Annotated in this window: 9 protein-coding genes; 5 read left to right on the top strand and 4 right to left on the bottom strand. The window is 42.2% G+C overall.

The genetic code is table 11. From position 1 onward, the window contains the following. Positions 1-95 precede the first annotated feature (95 nt). From R9C00_24235 to R9C00_24225, 3 genes are all read left to right on the top strand, one after another. Positions 96-1598 (top strand): cellulase family glycosylhydrolase, encoded by a 1503-nt coding sequence (locus R9C00_24235; protein ID WPO34811.1) that lies wholly within the window; start codon positions 96-98, stop codon positions 1596-1598. Positions 1599-1733: 135 nt separating this feature from the next. Further along, on the top strand, positions 1734-4574 hold the full coding sequence (locus R9C00_24230) for a glycoside hydrolase family 31 protein (GenBank protein ID WPO34810.1): 2841 nt from the start codon (positions 1734-1736) through the stop codon (positions 4572-4574). Between the two features lie 319 nt (positions 4575-4893). Next, a complete protein-coding gene (locus R9C00_24225) occupies positions 4894-8982 on the top strand; it encodes a two-component regulator propeller domain-containing protein (GenBank protein WPO34809.1) in 4089 nt (1362 codons plus the stop codon). A 63-nt stretch (positions 8983-9045) separates the two neighbouring features. Here R9C00_24225 and R9C00_24220 read toward each other — a convergent pair whose 3' ends face one another. Then, positions 9046-11457, bottom strand: coding sequence for an FtsX-like permease family protein (locus R9C00_24220; protein ID WPO34808.1), 2412 nt, complete (start codon positions 11455-11457; stop codon positions 9046-9048). A 224-nt stretch (positions 11458-11681) separates the two neighbouring features. Then, a complete protein-coding gene (locus R9C00_24215; GenBank protein WPO34807.1) occupies positions 11682-13766 on the bottom strand; it encodes a PAS domain-containing protein in 2085 nt (694 codons plus the stop codon). A 227-nt stretch (positions 13767-13993) separates the two neighbouring features. On the opposite strand from R9C00_24215, the gene R9C00_24210 reads away from it, so the two are divergent. Both R9C00_24210 and R9C00_24205 read left to right on the top strand, forming a co-directional pair. Then, positions 13994-14803: a prolipoprotein diacylglyceryl transferase gene (locus tag R9C00_24210; GenBank protein WPO34806.1), complete on the top strand. Its 810-nt coding sequence runs from the start codon at positions 13994-13996 to the stop codon at positions 14801-14803. A gap of 112 nt (positions 14804-14915) precedes the next feature. Then, complete coding sequence (locus R9C00_24205) at positions 14916-15254, top strand: hypothetical protein (protein WPO34805.1); 339 nt, start codon at positions 14916-14918, stop codon at positions 15252-15254. Between the two features lie 262 nt (positions 15255-15516). On the opposite strand, the gene R9C00_24200 is transcribed toward R9C00_24205, so the two are convergent. After that, positions 15517-16233, bottom strand: a complete 717-nt coding sequence (locus R9C00_24200; GenBank protein ID WPO34804.1) for a tetratricopeptide repeat protein — start codon at positions 16231-16233, stop codon at positions 15517-15519. A gap of 93 nt (positions 16234-16326) precedes the next feature. Further along, complete coding sequence (locus R9C00_24195) at positions 16327-18303, bottom strand: hypothetical protein (protein WPO34803.1); 1977 nt, start codon at positions 18301-18303, stop codon at positions 16327-16329. Positions 18304-18356 lie beyond the last annotated feature (53 nt).

Genomic DNA, 18356 nt, shown 5'->3' with positions numbered 1-18356 from the left:
TAATTATTACTGGGGCTATCAGTAAGGTTGATGGCAGCTCTTGTAACTTATTTACCTCCCTACTGTGTTTTTTATTAAAGAATTGATTAAAATTTATGAGGTGTTTCAATATGTATTTGATTTTCTTGATAAGCTTTTGTTTTGTTTCTTGTACAGAGGAAAGTGGTGAAATAGAAGAGATTAAAGATCCGGTTACCCTATCGGCTACTCCAGCTTCTTTTGAGTTTGAGGCAGAAGGTGGGACGCATACATTAGCCATTACCAGCAATGCTGTTTGGAAAATAGCCTACACTACAGGTGAATGGTATCGCCCATCTATACAAAGCGTAAAAGGAGATGCTTCTATCGACATCATAGCAGATGAAAATGAAGATACTGCCGAAAGAAGTGCCTCGCTAACACTTACCGCAGAAGGTGCTGCAGATGTGGTCATTGCCATTTCCCAAAAAGGAAGTGAAGCAGTGGTAGTTGAGCCTGATCCAGAAGAGCCTTCCTATATCGACCCCGATAACACAGGCATGAGAGATCTTACTTCATTGCAGCTATCGGAGTTGATGGGTGCAGGATGGAATGTAGGGAACTCTTTGGAAGCGATAAGTTCTTCAGGAGGAAAACTGACAGGAAGTGAAGTTACTTGGGGCAACCCGGTAATCTCGCAAGAGTTGATTGATTCGATAAAAGCAGCCGGCTTCAATGCGGTAAGGATTCCCGTATCGTGGTCTCATAACATAGAAGAAGGAACGGATTATAAGATTAAAAAGGAATGGCTGGAAAGGGTAGAAGAAGTAGCCAATTATGTTACTAGTAATCAGATGTATGCCATCATCAATGTGCATTGGGATGGGGGATGGATGGACCATCCTTTCTACGACCAGCAAGATGTGATAAACGAAAGATTGGCGGCATATTGGAAACAGATTGCCATTCATTTCCGAGATCACAGCGATTACTTGCTTTTTGCGGGAACGAATGAAGTTCATGTAGAAAACGATTGGGGTGACCCAACTGCCGAACATGTTGCTGTTCAAAATTCATTTAACCAAACTTTTGTAGATGCTGTGCGAGCTACTGGTGGGAGAAACTCTTACCGTCATTTGGTAGTGCAGGGCTTCAATACAAACATTACCCATACGGTCAATCATTTTATAACCCCTACCGATAGCGTGGACAATAAGCTGATGGTTGAAGTACACTTTTACGATCCTTATGAATTTGCCCTGAAAGAAGATGCAGGAGGTAAATCGCAGTGGGGAAAAGACTTTGCAGGTGGAGATGTTGCTACATGGGGGGATGAAGCTTGGGTCGACGAAGTTTTTGGCTTAATGAAAACCAACTTTGTGGACAAAGGAATACCTGTTGTTTTGGGTGAATATGGAGCGATCCTCCGAACTTCATTGGCTGGTCAGGCTTATGACGATCATGTAAAAGCAAGAAATTATTATTTGAATTATGTAACTGCGGCGGCGAAAGCCAATGGGATGATACCAGTTTATTGGGACAATGGGAACAAAGGAGACAAAGGTTTTGCGCTGTTCGATAGAAGTACTGGTGAGCAAGTTTATCCCGATGCTATTAGCGCAATAGTGGAGGTGTTTTAATATATTTAAGAAGCTTATAATGCGGCTCAGCTGCAGGATATGTTTTACAATATGAAGACTGAATAAACAATTTTTTGGTACTGACCATAGGGGATGAAATGCTTATGGTCGGTATCTTAAAAAACGACAATTGACATGGTAAAAAAACTAATTTTTCATTTAAGCCTAGTTGCATTTTTGGCGGCATGTTCACCTGGTAGTGTGGGCTTTAAGGTTGAGCAGAATAGCGTAATAGTATATCCTTTTGCCGATGGGCAAGGTGGTGCTGTGAAGGTGACTATGGAGGCAGAAGACATAGCCAAAATAGAGGCTTCTGCCACAAAAATATTTGATGCTACCGAAAGCTTGATAGCAATTCCTCGCTCGGAGCAGGTAGCGTTTAAGACAGAGGAAAACGATAAAGAGGTGGTCATCAGCACTGCGAAGTTGCAAGTGAAAATCTCAAAAGAAACTGGGGCGATCAGCTATTTCAAAGCAGATGGAACGCCAATTATGAGCGAAGATGCGGCATTGGGCAGAACCTTTACCCCCATGGAAGTTGATGGCACAAAAGGCTATGAACTGCACCAAGTATTCGATACGCCAGACGATGAAGCGCTATATGGATTGGGCCAGCACCAAGCTGATGAGATGAACTATAAGGGCAAGAACGAAGAGCTTTTCCAGTACAACACCAAGGTTTCTGTACCTTTTGTGGTTTCTACCAAGAATTACGGGATTTTGTGGGACAATTATTCTCTTTCGAGATTTGGCGATCCTAGACCGTATTCCAACATCGACCAATTTGTTCTTTATGACAAAGAAGGAAAAGAAGGTGGGCTTACCGCCACGTACATTGATGATAAGAATACGGAGAGTATCTTTTTGGAAAGGGTAGAAAATCAGATTGATTACGAAAACCTAGAAACAGTAGATAAATTCCCAAAAGATTTCAACTTTACCAATGCGAAAATTACATGGGAAGGGGATATTGAAGCAAAAGAATCTGGTATTTATAAATTCCTTTGCTACTACGCTGGCTACACAAAACTTTGGGTAGATGGTGAGCTGCAGTTTGATAAATGGCGTACTGCATGGAATCCATCCGTTGCCAAGTTCAATGTAGACATGAAGCAAGGCGAAAAGAAACACATCAAATTAGAATGGTTTCCTGATGGGGGAGTTTCGTACATCGGTTTGAAAGCACTTTCTCCTGTAGCTTCCGAAACACAACAAAAGCTTTCTTTTTACTCGGAAATGGGCGAGGATATCCGCTACTATTTCATAGCTGGCGAAAACTTGGATGGAGTGATCAGTGGATACAGAACAGTGACTGGCAAAGCGCAAGTGATGCCAAAATGGTCGTTGGGTTTTTGGCAGAGCAGGGAGCGGTACAAAACTTCAGAGGAGCTGTTGGACGTGCTTAGCGAGTTTAGGAAAAGAAAAATTCCAATTGATAATATTGTTTTGGATTGGTCGCACTGGCCTGTTACCGAATGGGGAAGCCACAAGTTTGACCCCGAGCGTTTCCCCGATCCCGACGGCATGATCGACCAAGTGCATGAGCAAAATGCAAGGATCATGATTTCCGTTTGGCCGAAGTTTTACCCTACCACCGAACATTACAAACAGTTCGACGAAAAGGGATGGATGTACACAAGGGCGATTGAAGACAGTGTGAAAGATTGGATTTACCCAGGTTATTTGGGTTCGTTTTACGATGCCTACGAGCCTGGTGCACGGGAGTTGTTTTGGAAGCAGATCAAGGAAAAATATTATTCTAAAGATATAGATGCATGGTGGCTAGATGCCACTGAGCCAGATATTTTATCCAATGCAAGCGTGCAGTACCGAAAAGATTTGATGAACCCTACGGCTTTAGGGCCATCTACCCAATATTTCAACGCATATGCTCTGATGAACGCAAAAGGGATTTATGAAGGGCAAAGGTCTTTGAAAGAAGATGAAAGGGTCTTCATTTTGACCAGATCTGGTTTTGCAGGCCTGCAAAATTATGGAGCGGTAACTTGGAGTGGCGATATCGGCACGAGGTGGGAAGATATGAAAGCGCAAGTTTCTGCGGGTATCAATTTTGCCTTGTCGGGCTTGCCTTATTGGACCATGGACGTTGGCGGGTTCTGTGTTGAAAAGCGCTACGAAACTGCCAAAGAAGGAAGTGAAGACCTAAAAGAATGGAGGGAGCTAAATGCAAGATGGTTTCAGTTTGGAGCATTTGTACCTTTGTTCCGTGCCCACGGTCAGTACCCTTACCGGGAGATATTTAACTTAGCTCCAGAAGGTCATCCGGCGTATGAGTCCATGCTCTATTACATCAAGTTGAGATATAAATTGATGCCTTATACCTACAGCTTAGCAGGTTGGACGTATGCCAAAGATTATACGATAATGAGGGGCTTGGCAATGGACTTTCCTGAAGACAAAAATGTATGGAACATCGGTGACCAATACATGTACGGGCCTTCTTTGTTGGTAAACCCCGTGACCGAATATGGCAAAAGTTCAAGAAGTGTCTATCTGCCAGTTTCCAAAGGATGGTATAATGTGCATTCTGGAGAATTTGCAGAAGGTGGTCAGACTATAGAAGCCTATGCCCCTTATGAAAAAATGCCTCTTTTTGCCAAAGCAGGCTCTATTATTCCGTTTGGTCCTGAGATAGAATATACTACTCAAAAAGCTGTAGATCCGCTCACGGTGTATGTGTACACGGGCGACAATGCCACTTTTGACCTGTACGAAGACGAGGGCACAAATTACAACTACGAAGAAGGGAAATTTACCAATATTAATTTCTCATGGTCGGAAGAAAATAAAACGCTGACGATTGGGGCGAGGGAAGGCCAGTTTGAGGGCATGTTGTCACAGCGAACTATTCGTGTAGTGTTCGTCTCCAAAGAGAACCCGGTTTCTATTGATGAAGCCGCTCCTGTAGAAGAAGTACTTTACGATGGAAATGAGATCAAAGTAAGTTTAAACTAGAATTCATGTGGACAAAGCTGATTTTTAGGTTTTGAAAGAAGCCCAAAGATCCATATGCGCTTAGTTCATCTTCATATTTATACTATTTACTGTCGGTAGTTGGCAGGTTTCGGTTTGCAATAAGTAACTACCGATAGTTTTTCTCTTCTTTTTTGAGAAGTTAAAGATTCTCGTTTTGATTCACTACCAATAATTTTTTATTCTTATTATTACTAGACCAATACCAACTGTAATGGTTGTTGAGGTAAAACAATTCACCTAAAAGCCTCCACTGTTTATGCTGTCCGGTTTCCATCTTAGAGCACTAGTACCAATATTGATGCTACTCATTGCATTGACTTGTGGCGTTGTTCTGGCAGATGAGCCGCAATATTCCTTTTTAAGGATCAATACTTCCCATGGCTTGGTCAACAATCAAGTTACTTCTGTTTTCAAAGACTCCCGCGGTTTTGTTTGGATAGGCACATCATCGGGCCTAAGCCGGTTCGATGGGTCGGGCTTCAAGAATTTCCGTTACGACAGGAATGATTCTTCTACTATTATCGAAAATGATATTTCTGATATTGAGGAAGTTGAGTCAGGGGATATCTTGATAAGGACTACTGGAAGATATACGCTGTACGATATTAAAAAAGAGGTGTTCCTCAAGCAAGAAGCATTTTTGGAAAAGTACGGAATAGGCGACACGGTAGAAGATATTTATGTAGATAAGAACAAAAAATCTTGGTTTAAGCTCGCAAGCCAGTCTCATTATATTACCCCAAACGGTGAGAATGGTTTTTCGAATCCTTTTAGGGCTAACTCAGAGGTTCAGTCGGCAGTTTCGAGTTTTTACCACGATGGTATCAACTATTATTACCTCTACGGAGATGGCACTATAGAGAGCTTTGATGGGCAAAATTATCAGCTGATCTATAGGGATAGACACCTCAACGGAAAATTGGGGGTTGAGAACCTAAACTACGAAATATTTGTAGATAACTCATCAGATATTTGGGTATACGCAGGGGTAGACGGTTGTTATTATTTTCAAGCAGCTAGCAAGCAGTGGCACCATTTTACCACCAATTCGGAAGATATCAAGCTTTCGAGCAACCTTATATCCAAAATAATCCAAGATAAGGAAGGGGTTATTTGGCTAGGAACGGATCATGGCGGAATTGATTTGTACAATAAGTCGAGCCATAGCCTCACGAAATTGTATCATGAGCCCGAAGACCCTAAAAGCTTGTCCCAAAACTCTATCACCGATCTTTTTTTAGATGACTTCGGAATAGTCTGGATAGGGACGTACAAAAGTGGCTTTTGTTATTATCATGAAAGCATCTATAAATTTCCACTTTATAACCACCTTTCTTCTGACAATACAAGCTTGCCTTTCGAAGATGTAAACTGTTTTGCCGAAGACAAAGAAGGAAATCTGTGGATAGGGACAAATGGTGGTGGATTGCTTTATTTTGACCGTGAAAAAGGAACTTATAAGGTTTATAAAAATGACCCTGATAATGCGAACTCCTTGAGCAATAATGTGATTGTCAATATTTACCTAGACGCCGAGGGGCTGTTGTGGATTGGTACGTATACAGGAGGACTAAATACATTTGACGGGAAAAATTTTAAGAGGTACAGCTTCTCCAAAGAAATTAAAAATAGTTTGCCAAATGATAATATCTGGACGATAAACCAAGATAACCAAGGTAGGATGTGGATAGGAACGCTAGGAAGCGGAATTGTGCTATACGACAAGGCATCGGATAGTTTTATGCTGCCACCTAACAAAGCTAAAAGACAACTTCCCTCTAGTGTTGTCACTGCTATTCATAAAATGCGGAATGGGAACATGTTTATTGCAACTTCTGTAGGTGTTATTTTTTATGATATGAACAGGCAGCAGTATATCAACCATCCATTTTACGATAACAAGGAGCCTCTTCGCATAAGCAATAATCTTGTGAACGATGTATTTGAAGACTCTCGGGGCTTGCTTTGGATAGCAACTCGCTCTGGTTTGAACCTGATCGACCCAAATACCGATCAGGTGACCATGTTTGAAGAGGTGAATGGGCTTTCCACCGATATTATCAATTGCATAGAAGAGGACGATGAAAAAGCAATATGGATCAGCAAATCGTCGGGGTTGAGCCAAATCAACGTTGTAGAGAAGCAAATAGAAGGCGGTTATGAATTTTCATTTAGGCACTATTCGGAAGCAGATGGCTTGCAGGGCAAAGAGTTTAATGTAAATGCAAAATATAAAACCTCGAAAGGGGAACTGATTTTTGGAGGGGCAAATGGTTTCAATTTGTTCCAACCTGAAAACATTATTTACAATTCGGTGCTTCCTAAAGTAGAATTTACCGATTTTCAGCTATTTAATAGCAGTGTAAAAGTTGGGGAGAAGGTTTTGTACAAAACCATTTTAGATAAGTCGATTGTGCTTACCGGTAGAATAGAACTAAAGCAATCGATGAATGTGTTTTCCATCGAATTTGCCGCCTTAAATTTCTTCATCCCTAACAAAGGGAAGTATAAATATATATTAGAAGGTTTTGATCAGCAGTGGGTTATGCTAGGGGGAGATGTGAGGAAAGTGACCTATACCAATCTTAATGCTGGGGAATATACTTTTAAAGTAAAGGCTTCGAATAATGATGGGCTTTGGAACGAAAACTACAGCCAATTACAGTTGGTCATTCTTCCGCCATTTTATCAGACATCCTTTGCCTATGCCACCTACATTTTGATCATTGTCGGTTTCCTTTTGTACTACAGGCATATGATGATCAAGCGGACAAAGTTGAAATTTCACTACGAACAAGAACGCCTGATGACCAAGCGGCATTTGGAGATGGATGAAATGAAATTGCGGTTTTTGACCAATGTCAGCCATGAATTTCGGACACCGCTTACCCTGATTCTTGCCCCGCTCGATAAACTGATGAAGTTGAAAAATGGTGAACAAGAGCATCATCTGTTGGAAACTATCAACCGAAATGCCCATCAGTTGCTAGGGCTGGTGAACCAGTTGTTGGACTTTCGGAAACTGGACTTGCAAGGCTTGCAGTACAAGCCATCTTATGGAGACCTGATTTCTTTTTTGCGCGATGTATGTGAAAATTTTGAGGATAGTTTTCAGAAGAAAGAGGTTTTGCTAGAATTTGAAAGTAGTCTAGGGTCGCTGAACTTTGAGTTTGATCATGAGAAACTGCAAAAGATCATGATGAATTTGATTTCCAATGCATTGAAGTTTACCCCGGCAAAGGGCAGCGTACTAGTTTCGGTAGAAAAAACTTTATCAAATAGCGAAGAAGAGTTTGTTTGTATTAAAGTGGAAGATACAGGTGTCGGTATTTTGGATGAAGAAAAAGAGAAGATTTTTGAACGCTTCTATCAGTCGGAGCGGAATAATGCGATGGGGATTTCGGGAAGTGGAATTGGGTTGAACTTGGTTCGGGAGATGGTGCAGCTACACCAAGGTACAATAGAGGTGAAAAGCGAGATAAACAAAGGTGCTACGTTTGTGGTGAGTTTGCCCTTGAGTGCTGTAGAAGGTGTGCGCCGAGAGGTAGAGGCAGAGGTGAAAGCGCAGGAAGTGGTGTTGGAGGAAGAAGGAGTTCGAGAGCCTAGTGAAAGTACCACACAAATTGCCCAGAATAACCAGTCTATTTTGCTGGTAGAAGATAATTCGGACTTCCGCTCTTTTATGAGGGAGTCTTTGGCTGATCACTACAAAATATTTGAAGCGCCAGATGGAAAGGAAGGGCTAAAAATAGCCTATTCCAAACTGCCAGATGTGATAATTAGTGATGTGATGATGCCTCAGGTAGGTGGCTTGGAGCTGTGTAGCAAATTGAAAGGCGACCTTCGTACCTCTCATATTCCCATCATTTTGCTTACAGCCAGAACTGCCGATGAAGATAAGATAAAAGGGCTGGAAATAGGGGCGGACGACTACATTACAAAACCCTTCAACTTGGACTTGCTCTTGCTCAGGGTTCAGAAACTGATGGAGAAACAGAAAAGCAGCCAAGAGCGGTTTCAGAAAAAAATGGAGGTGAACCCATCCGAAATAGAAATATCATCTATAGACGAAAAGCTTATAAAAAAAGCCCTTGCCTTGGTGGAAAAAAATATTGCCGATCCTAAATTTTCGGTCGGGAACCTAAGCCATGAATTGGGAATGAGCAGGGTGCATCTTTATAAAAAACTCTTGGCCATAACAGGAAAAACCCCCATCGAATTTATTCGGATTATCCGCTTGAAAAGAGGAGCTGTTTTATTGGAAAAAAGCCAAATGACTATTTCCGAAGTAGCTTACAAAGTTGGGTTCAATACCCCAAGGTATTTCAGTAAATATTTTGAAGAGGAGTTTGGTGTCTTGCCGTCAGAGTACTTGAAAAAGCATTGAAGGGGTTCAGAAGCAAAAAAGCCTGCCATAGAATAATTTGGCAGGCTTTTTTGTGCAAGACTTTTATTCACTCCTCAGCGATTTAACTGGATTGGCTATAGCAGCTTTGAGGGCTTGGTAGCCTACTGTGCTTATAGCAATGAGCAAGGCTACTACACCGGCGATCACAAATGCCCAGAGGTTAATAGATGTGCTGTAGGCAAATTCCCCGAGCCATTGGTCCATGAAATAATAGGCAATGGGGCTTGCCAAAACGAGCGAAATTCCCACTAAAGCAACAATTCCTTTAATAAGCAACATGAATACTTGCCCTACGGAAGCTCCTAACACTTTTCTGATCCCGATTTCTTTGGTGCGCTGCTCGGCGGTGAAAGAGGCTAAGCCGAACAAGCCCAAGCAGGCGATAATGATGGCCAAGCCCGAAAATAGCGTAATCAATTCGCTAAGACGCTCTTCGTCCCCGTATTGCTGATCGAACCTATCGGAAATTACTTGGTAGTCGAAAGGATGGCCAGGGCGTAGGTAAGACCATTTTTCTTGAAGCATGGCAACTACTTCATCCCTTTTTTCTGGTACGAATTTGATTGATACATTTCTGTTTCGACGGGGTGAAACCAAGAAGATAATAGGCACGATGGGCTGGCGCAAGTTTTCGAAATGGAAATCTTTTACTATCCCTGCCAAATAGCCTGTCCTTCCTCCATAAGTTATCTTTTTATTAATGGCTTCTTCTGGGTTTTCCCAGCCTATGGCGTTCACGGCCGATTCGTTCAACACAAAAGCGTCCAACGAGTCACTTGCAATTTCTTTGTTGAACCCACGTCCTTCTGTTATTTCCATTCCATAGGTTTTGAAGAAATCGTGGCCCACATGGATGTCGGCTATTCTAGAATTGATCACGACCATTTCACCACCAACTTCGGCAGTAGTGCCCTGCGAATCCAGCAACCTACCTGAAGGAACTCGGCTAGAGTTGGATACACTTACTATACCCGGATGAGCTTCTAACTGCTCTTTTATCATGTCAAATTGTTCCCCTATTTCATCGCTAGAAGGAAGGGAAAGGATATTTGCTTCATCGAAGCCAAGTGATTTGGTTTTTACAAAGTCGAGCTGTTGGTGCACAATGGCTACGCCAACTATGAGGGCAATGGAAATGGTGAATTGTAAAACAACTAAGGCTGAGCGCAAACCAGCTCCTTTTTTACCCGATTGGGGCAAGGCTTTGAGCACTGCTATTGGGCGGAAACTTGAAAGTACAAAAGCAGGATAGCTTCCTGCCATCAGCCCAACCAAAATGGTGACGCCTGCCAAGGTAAACCAAATGAAGGGATCGTTTAAGTGCAAATCAATGGCTTTTTGGGCAAAATCGTTGAAGTAAGGCATGGCAAATGTGACGATGACCATTGCCAATATCACTGCCAAAAAGGTAACTATAATTGATTCTACCAAAAACTGCCTGATGAGTGTAAGCTTGTTTGCCCCCATTACTTTTCGTACGCCAACTTCTTTGGAACGCTTCACCGAACGCGCAGTGGAAAGGTTCATGAAATTGATGGCGGCAATGAGCAAAATAAACAGCGCAACTACGCTGTAAATATAGATATAGGCGATATCTCCATTGGCTTCAATTTCACTATCGAGGTGCGAGTGCAGGTGGATATCTGTCAGCGGCATTAAGTGAAATTTGTTGTATTGCTCAGGTTTAATACCGTTGGAAGTCGTTTGTAAATGGTTGTTCAAAAAGCTTGGGAACTGGCTTTCCAAATCGTCTGGGTTGTAGCCTTCAGGCAAGAGCAAGAAAGTAGAGTAGTTGTTGCTGCCAAAGTTGGTCATCATTTCTTCCTCGCCAAAAAAGTTTTCGACGGTGGAGAAAGATGCGAGGATGTCAAAATGGAAATGTGAGTTTTGTGGTACGTCTTTTATTATGCCAGTTACCTTCATTTCGGTCAGGTTGTCATAATTTACCATTTTGCCAATGGGCTCTTCATCCCCAAAATATTTTTGAGCAGTGCTTTCGGTCATTACGAGGCTGTTGGGCTCGCTCAGTGCTGTTTCTGGATTGCCTTTCACCATTTCGTAAGAGAAAATATTGAAAATAGATGCTTCGGCAAAGAAGGTGTGCTCTTCTACTATTTTCTTTTCACCATAGGTAATGAGCGGCCCGTCGGAAAGAAGACGAACGCCTTCGAGGATCGTTCCTTCAAAATCATTGAGCAGAAGGGGCTTGAAAGGTGGTGCAAGGTGACCGAGATGAAGGGATGTTTTGCCGTCTTGCCCGAACCATTCTCGGGAAACCCGGTAAATATTATCAGCATTTTTATGGTAGCGGTCGTAGCTCATTTCATCTTTCACAAAAAGGAGAATGAGCAAACATGCGGCTATGCCAGTTGCGAGACCAGAAATATTGATAAAGGTAAAAACCTTTTGTGACATCATGCCTCGGAGGGCAACTTTAAAATAATTTTTGAGCATAATAAAGATCTTGGAGGTGTTGAGTCTACTATAAGTTATCTAAAAAATATGCCGTTTTTGTAAGTTATTGATTTTTAATAGTATATGTGTTTTTTAGTTGTTGGTTGGTTGGGCGGAGGCGGATAGTTTTGCCCGAAATCGGGCAGTATTTATAAGAGGGTATCAGATAATCCAACAACTTGGTTTGGAAAGTATTAGGTATGGTCGAGTGCAAATGGGCTGGTTTAAGGGCAAGCAGTTGGTTTATCCAGTTCTTTTTTCATTTTTTGGATAGATGGCAGGATGAAGGTGAAGCAGCTACCTTTGCCTTCTTTGCTTTCTACCCAAATATCTGAATGGCTTTTGTTTAGAAATTCTTTGCTGATAATTAGCCCTAAGCCCGTGCCCTTTTCTTTTTCGGTGCCTGATGTGGTAATGGAATGCTCGATTTGGAAGAGGGTTTTGAGACGTTCTTTGGGTATGCCGACTCCCTCATCTGTAACGCTTACTTGTATGGTTCCATTTTTTAATTGGCTTGTTTCCACGGTAACTGTCCCCCCTCGGTTCGAGAATTTAATGGCGTTTGAAATGAGGTTTCTGAGTGCTGTTTTTACGCAGTTGAGGTCGGCAAAAGCAAACTGCCTATTGTTAAGAATCATTTCGGGGCTAAGCTCTTTTTCCTCAAACAGGTCAGAGACCAAATGCAGTTGTTCTTTCACCAAGTCGTTGATGTTAAAAGCTTGAGGCTGAATATTAAGGCTGCCCATTTGGCTTCTTGCCCATATCAATAAATCCTCTAGGAGGGAAGCCATTTTTTTTGAGCTGTCATTGAGCGATTGCAAGAAGGTCATTCGTTGCGAGTCGTCCATTGCCTCGTAGTTTTTGGAAAGCATTTCCGTGAGGTTTTGCAAATGGAACGTTGGGTTTTTGAGGTCGTGGGCTATGATGGAAAAGAACTTGTCTTTGGTAGCATTGAGCAGGAGAAGTTCCTTGTTCTGCCGCTCAATGGTTTTTTTGTAGCGTTCTTTTTCGGTTACATCTGAAAGGAGAGCCATCACAAACACACGCTGGTCCTCTACTTTGATGATGGAGGTTGATAGCGAAATAGTTTTGTCGAAACCGTCTTTGGTTCGGATGGTCCATTCTTCACCTGTAATGTCTACTCCTTCTCGCATCTGCCCCATTCGGATGATGGCTTTGTTTTGTACCTCGAGGTTTGGGTAGAGTGACTGGTACCAACCCAGCTCGTTTATCTCCTCTTGGGTGTAGCCGGTGAGTTTGATCATCTGGTCGTTCCAGACCGTGAAATGGACAAAAGGGAATTCTTCACAATTGTGGAAAACACATAAGCCCTCTGCGGCATTATTGATCATAGAATTGCGGAAGGCATAGTTTTCATTTAGCTCTTCTTGGGCTATTCGTTCAGCAGTAATATCTTTGGTTACGCCTACAATGATGTTTTTTTCTATGTCTAAAAATGTAATTCTGTTAAGAAAATAAAGAGTTTCCCCAGTATCGGGGCGGTTGTACCGAAATTCTATAGGGGGTGGTTCTTGCTTTTTTTCCATTACATCGTCCATGTAACAGCTCAAGTTATCTTGGTCGTCAGGGTGTACGTTTTCTAGGTATTCTTGTATGTCTGGAACAGTTCTGTCTGGGGGTAAGCCATGAAGTAAAAACATGTACTCCGACCAGTGTTCTGTGCCTTCTTTCATATCAATCAGCCAGCTTCCCATGTTTCCTATTTTTTGGGAAAAATTCAGGAAGAATTCATTTTCTTTTAGGGCCTGTTCTACTTCTTTTCGGTTGGTGATATCTTGGCTTACGCCTATAAGCTTGATGGCATTTCCATTCTCATCTCTATCTACTACCTTGCCTAGGCTGTTGATCCATACCCACCCTTTTTCAGGGTGGTGATACCTGAAATCTGAATTATAATGGGGGCTACGTCCCATCAAATGATCTATTAAATCTTTTTTAGCTTTTTCTGCATGGTCAGGGTGTAAGCGTTCGCCCCATCTCTTGAGTATATTATTTTCTTCATTTACTGCAAACCCAAAAAGTTCATATGAGTATTTGTTTGGTATTGCCAAATCTTCTTTGGGATACCATTCCCATACCGACATTTTATTGAGGTCTGCAGCTAGTACAAATAGGTCGTTGTTAGAAGTAGCGCCGCCCTTAGAAGCTCCGTTTTTCAACTGCTCAGCTTTGCCGTAGTTTTCCATGATGGAAGACTCCTTGAGCAAAGCTTGGAGTAAAATATTTTCAGACTCTAATTTTTCCACTTGTTCTTGAAGCGACTTGTAGGAGGTTTGGGACCTAGGCATTCGGCTTTGTTGGTTTTTTTTAGAAAGATAGTAGGAAAGTTCAGATGAAGATACTTGTCAACAATTTACGATAAAAAATGAGATTTTGAAATAATTCTTTTGGTGAAAAAGGTGAGTAACGGCAGGCTTACCACATATGCGCTCTCTTAAAATAACCTTGTCAAAAGAGAGGGAATTACTTACCTTTCGCCCTTAGAATTGTACTCATTTTGACCTAGAGAAACGAAATGCATCCTGTTTTCTTTGAATTTGAAACACCAGATTTTTTAAAAGGGATTTTCCCCGATACCGTCACCATTTATAGCTATGGTTTTCTGATAGCCCTTGGGGCGACTTTTGCCTTTTTGTATGCAGGTACGAAGCTCAAAAAAGAATATGGGCACCCCTTCCATAAGTCGGCTGATATGGCGCTGATCCTGCTTTTGGCCTCATTTGTGGGCGGAAGGTTTTTCTTCTATTTGGAAGACCCAGGCTATTATTTTAGCGAGCCTTCCCGCATGCTCGAAAACCTAGGGCAAGGGTTTGTGTTTTATGGCTCTTTGCTGTTTTGCATTCCTTCTTTACTAGTTTACTTGAAGTTGAACAAACTGCCAGTTTGGGGAGTGCTCGATGTAATGGCGATCACCGCCTGTATTGTCCATATGTTTGGGCGGATGGGCTGTTTTATGGCGGGCTGTTGCTACGGTTTGCCTTGGGAAGGCGGCGTATGCGCCGTGCAATTTAACGATGCCGCCAGCATGGCTAAGCCCTTACACACCGATTTGCATCCTACCCAGCTCTACAGCGTCACGCTCATAGGTAGTATTTTGCTGTTGTTGCTTTGGCTCAAGCCCCGCAAAAAATTTGATGGGCAGCTTTTCCTTCTTTATGCAGTACTGTATGCCATTGGTCGCTCCATCATAGAAATGTTCCGTGGCGACGTTCATCGCGGCTTCGTGATCGGCGATTGGCTATCCCACTCCCAGCTCATCGCTTTGGTGATGCTTTCTGTCGTGGCCTGGTTTTATCGCAAGAAGATGATGGAGAGTAGGGGGTGAATTTTTGGATTACGTTTTTTTTAACTAGCGATTATTTGGCGATTTGGTTTTAGTTTTGAGCGGAGGTTTGTACTAGAGGGAGAATTTGGGTTATACTAAGAAATTCAAAATTATGACTTCACCTAATATCAATTCATGGAAGGTTCCAGAATGGCATACAGATTTTGGAGATCCATATTTAGAGTTTTCACTTTTAAAAGAAATAGCTGTTTTCATAAAGAAAAACTTTAAAAGGTTAGATGTATATCTTGAATGTATTGAAGAAGACGGTTATTTAAACTTGGAGGTATATAAAGATGCAAACAAAAAAGGTGAAATATATGCTAACCAAGATGGTTCAAGATTTAAAATCAGCGCATTTATTTTTACTGAAAATGATGAAATTGAATGCCATACCTTTGACGTTGAAGAGTTATTTGTTTTTATGAAATTCCATTTCACAAAGCTTTAAACACCTATCCCTTATGTTTTAAGCAAGGGGTTGACTTTTTTTCATATCTTCTGCCTTGTTTTATGATCGCAAAGATGAGGAGGTCGCTCCTACGGAGCTTTTTTCTTTTGAAGTTTTGAGGCTATAAATAGGTCGCCTCTACGAGGCTTGGTTTAGCAGGATTACTTAAGAGATAATCCTGTGGGTTGGGCTCGGCCACAGGAGTTGAATGGGGCTAACCAGCAATCGCAGCGGCGAACCGTCAGAAACCAGCAACCCTTTTTTACTCACAATAGGTTTTCGAATATTCAAGAGAGGGCTGGTAGCCTAGCTCAATGGCTTTGGCGAGGTAGCGGCATACTTCGGGCGATGCTCCTTTTTGGATGCCCAACTCTGCTAGGGCAAGTTGGTGGTAAGCTTCGGCAAAGTCCGGGTCGATAGCTATGCTGGTGAGCAGGGCTTTTTGGGCTTCCTCGAAGCGGTCGAAGCGGAGGAGGGTGAGGGCAAAATAGTAGCTTACATTTTTGTCTTGGGAGCGGTCGAGTTGGGAGGCTTTTTGGAAATCGTTTAGTGCTTCGGCTAGTTTGTTTTCGGTCATGTAGGACAAGCCTCGGTTGAGGAAAATGTCGTAGTGTGTAGCATCGAGCGCTATGGCATTAGAATAATCTTCTATGGCTTTTTCGGGCTGGTTGAGTTTTCGGTTTACATTTCCCCTGTTGAAATAGTATTTGTAGTCTTGCTGGAAAAGGGTAATCGCACTGTTGAATGCCTCCATTGCTTTTCCATTTTCCTCTAAGTTGTAATAGGCTACGCCCAGTGCATTGAACGCATCGTGGTTTTGCGGATCGGCTTTTACCGCCTCGGCTATCAACGAAGCAGCTTCGCTAAATTTCCCATCTCTCAATCGGTTTTTCCCCTCGCTTATCAGTTCTTCAGGAGTTGGCCCGCAAGCCGAGAGTGTCAATAAAAGGGCAAAAATATATATCAAGTTGTTTTTCATGGCTTTTGAAAGTTTTTGTATTGCTGCTATTTTCGACTGCTACAAAAGTAGCGTGGTATTTTCTTTTTACCCAAACTCTTTTTTTGCTAATCTTTAATACCCTCCTTTCTTTACCATAGTAGGCTTGAAGCTAAATCTATCATCAAATAATCTTTGTTGGCCAGAATCGAAATTGAAGCTGAAATGGCTACGTCCTTCAATGGTTTGTGGATAGAAGCCAATGGAAAATTGGATAGTGCCAAAACTCAAACTTTCGTTGAGTACTCGGCAGCCTATGCCTACGCCAGTGAAGAAATTATTATGAGAGAAAAAGTTTTTTTCCTGCCCCACAAAAGCTGCATCGGCAAATCCAAAAAGAGCGATTTTGAATCCATAAAAGTACCAAGGGCTGAAGAGCACAGATTCTAAATTGAGGCTGAGCGCTTGGTTGCCTACTATATCGCCGCCAGAGTGCCATCTGATAAATTCTCGAACAGGTGTCCAAGGTTCTTCCCAAGCTTTCCCTCCTGTAAAAAAAGTTAGTCGCACAAAATTACGGATATACCACCGGTCAATGGGGTGAAGTTCGCTGAAATAGATTCCATCTAGCAGGAGGCTGTTGTCTTCTATGGTGTTGTTGCGGAGTAATGCATCTGTTTGGAAGGTATATCCAAAATAGCCAACTCCTTCCCAAAGATTTAGCCCTGTTAGTTTTAACCCGAGGTAGGGGCGGTTGGAAAATTCTCCTTGTTGGTAGCCATATATTCCTTGCAAGAAATAACCGAGGGGCAAATCTTCTGTTCGTCCATATCCTGTGATCATAGAAGAGGTGAGGTACTTTTGCCATGAATAGCCCACGGCTGCCATGTAGAGAGAAGAGTTATGGTAAAAATAATTGGAGTCAGGAGCTACTTCTGGTCTTTCGTCAAATTGCTTGTTGAAATATCTTCCCGAAAATACGATATTTCCTCTTTGGTTATTCCCTTTTAGCTGAAAAGCTCGCCCTATCCAAAGGTCTTGGTAGCTGCCCGAGTAAGGGATTCGGAAAGTGGTGTCTTGTTGCTCGGGGTAGCGTTCGTTTTTAAAGGTATTGTACCAAGAAATATCAGCTCCCCCAGCATATCGTACTTGAGGAGTCAGAAACTCCCGTTGGAAATTGAGGCGAGTAATTTTCCCTTCAAAGTTATTAGAATAACTTGCTTCGGCGGCTACGAAGCTGCCCCCTAAATTTTGCAGCCTGTACCTAACTCCATACCCAACAGGAGGGTTTTCGTTGGTGGTGAACTGCGTTGAAATGCTGAACTCATGGCCAAGCCCACCAAAATTGCGATCGTATATTTCCCCCCCAAAGTTGTCTATCCCGCTGACCTTCGCCCTTGCTCCTATAGAAAAAACATCTTGGGTAACTACAATGATATCGACTACTTGGGGATCGTCTTGATGGGGGGCAACTAGAATTCTAGCGTCTTGAATGAAGGTGAGTTGCCTAAGTATCCGCTCGTTGTCAGAAAGGGTGAAAGGTGTCAGTATATCATCTGCTTTGAAAAGTAAGTTGTTGTAAATCACAAATTCGCGGGAGGAGATATGCAAGGTATTGGCAGTTTGGGCAAACCAAGTTACTGCCCTCCGAGTGGTATCGGTTACCAAACCTTCCAGTATATCGACCTGTTTTAGCCCAATATTGCCAATGGTTTTTCCAGAAAATTGAGCGAAATATTCTTCGCTCCGTGTGAACTGCGTAAGGTTTTCTTCTCTCTTTTGGCTATCGGCTTCTACAAAAAGTGTTTCATAGAGCTCGGAAAGTAAAGTGTGTTTTGTGGCTTTGCTCTTGAGGGAATCGTAAAATGCTTGGGACCTAAGCATGTTTTTGGTTATTATCTCGTAGCGCAAGCCAACATCTACGATAATAGTTGTGTCTTTTTCTATGGTTTGGGAGGTGCTGTCTAAAATTAAGATGCTCCCCGTTTTTAGTTTGAGGGTGTCGGCGGTGTGAGGACCGGCTATTTTTTCTTGGGAAAATACGGAAGATGGGGCTGCCATCAGACATAGTATTCCCAACATGAAAGATATGAGTACGTTTGTTAATCTCACCGAGTATGATTTTTCACATGAAGCCGTGTAAATTTAAGTCAGGTATTTGCTTT

This window comes from Flammeovirgaceae bacterium SG7u.111, from assembly GCA_034044135.1.
Taxonomy (GTDB): domain Bacteria; phylum Bacteroidota; class Bacteroidia; order Cytophagales; family Flammeovirgaceae.
Note: the sequence above shows the minus strand (reverse complement) of the source record. Positions and strands in the feature narration are given on the sequence as shown.

What these genes read in the sequence shown, in the direction of transcription:
- R9C00_24235 (WPO34811.1), top strand. Translation starts at nt 96, where the DNA reads ATGAGGTGTTTCAATATGTATTTGATTTTCTTGATAAGCTTTTGTTTT.
- R9C00_24230 (WPO34810.1), top strand. Translation starts at nt 1,734, where the DNA reads ATGGTAAAAAAACTAATTTTTCATTTAAGCCTAGTTGCATTTTTGGCG.
- R9C00_24225 (WPO34809.1), top strand. Translation starts at nt 4,894, where the DNA reads ATGCTACTCATTGCATTGACTTGTGGCGTTGTTCTGGCAGATGAGCCG.
- R9C00_24220 (WPO34808.1), bottom strand. Translation starts at nt 11,457, where the DNA reads ATGCTCAAAAATTATTTTAAAGTTGCCCTCCGAGGCATGATGTCACAA.
- R9C00_24215 (WPO34807.1), bottom strand. Translation starts at nt 13,766, where the DNA reads ATGCCTAGGTCCCAAACCTCCTACAAGTCGCTTCAAGAACAAGTGGAA.
- R9C00_24210 (WPO34806.1), top strand. Translation starts at nt 13,994, where the DNA reads ATGCATCCTGTTTTCTTTGAATTTGAAACACCAGATTTTTTAAAAGGG.
- R9C00_24205 (WPO34805.1), top strand. Translation starts at nt 14,916, where the DNA reads ATGACTTCACCTAATATCAATTCATGGAAGGTTCCAGAATGGCATACA.
- R9C00_24200 (WPO34804.1), bottom strand. Translation starts at nt 16,233, where the DNA reads ATGAAAAACAACTTGATATATATTTTTGCCCTTTTATTGACACTCTCG.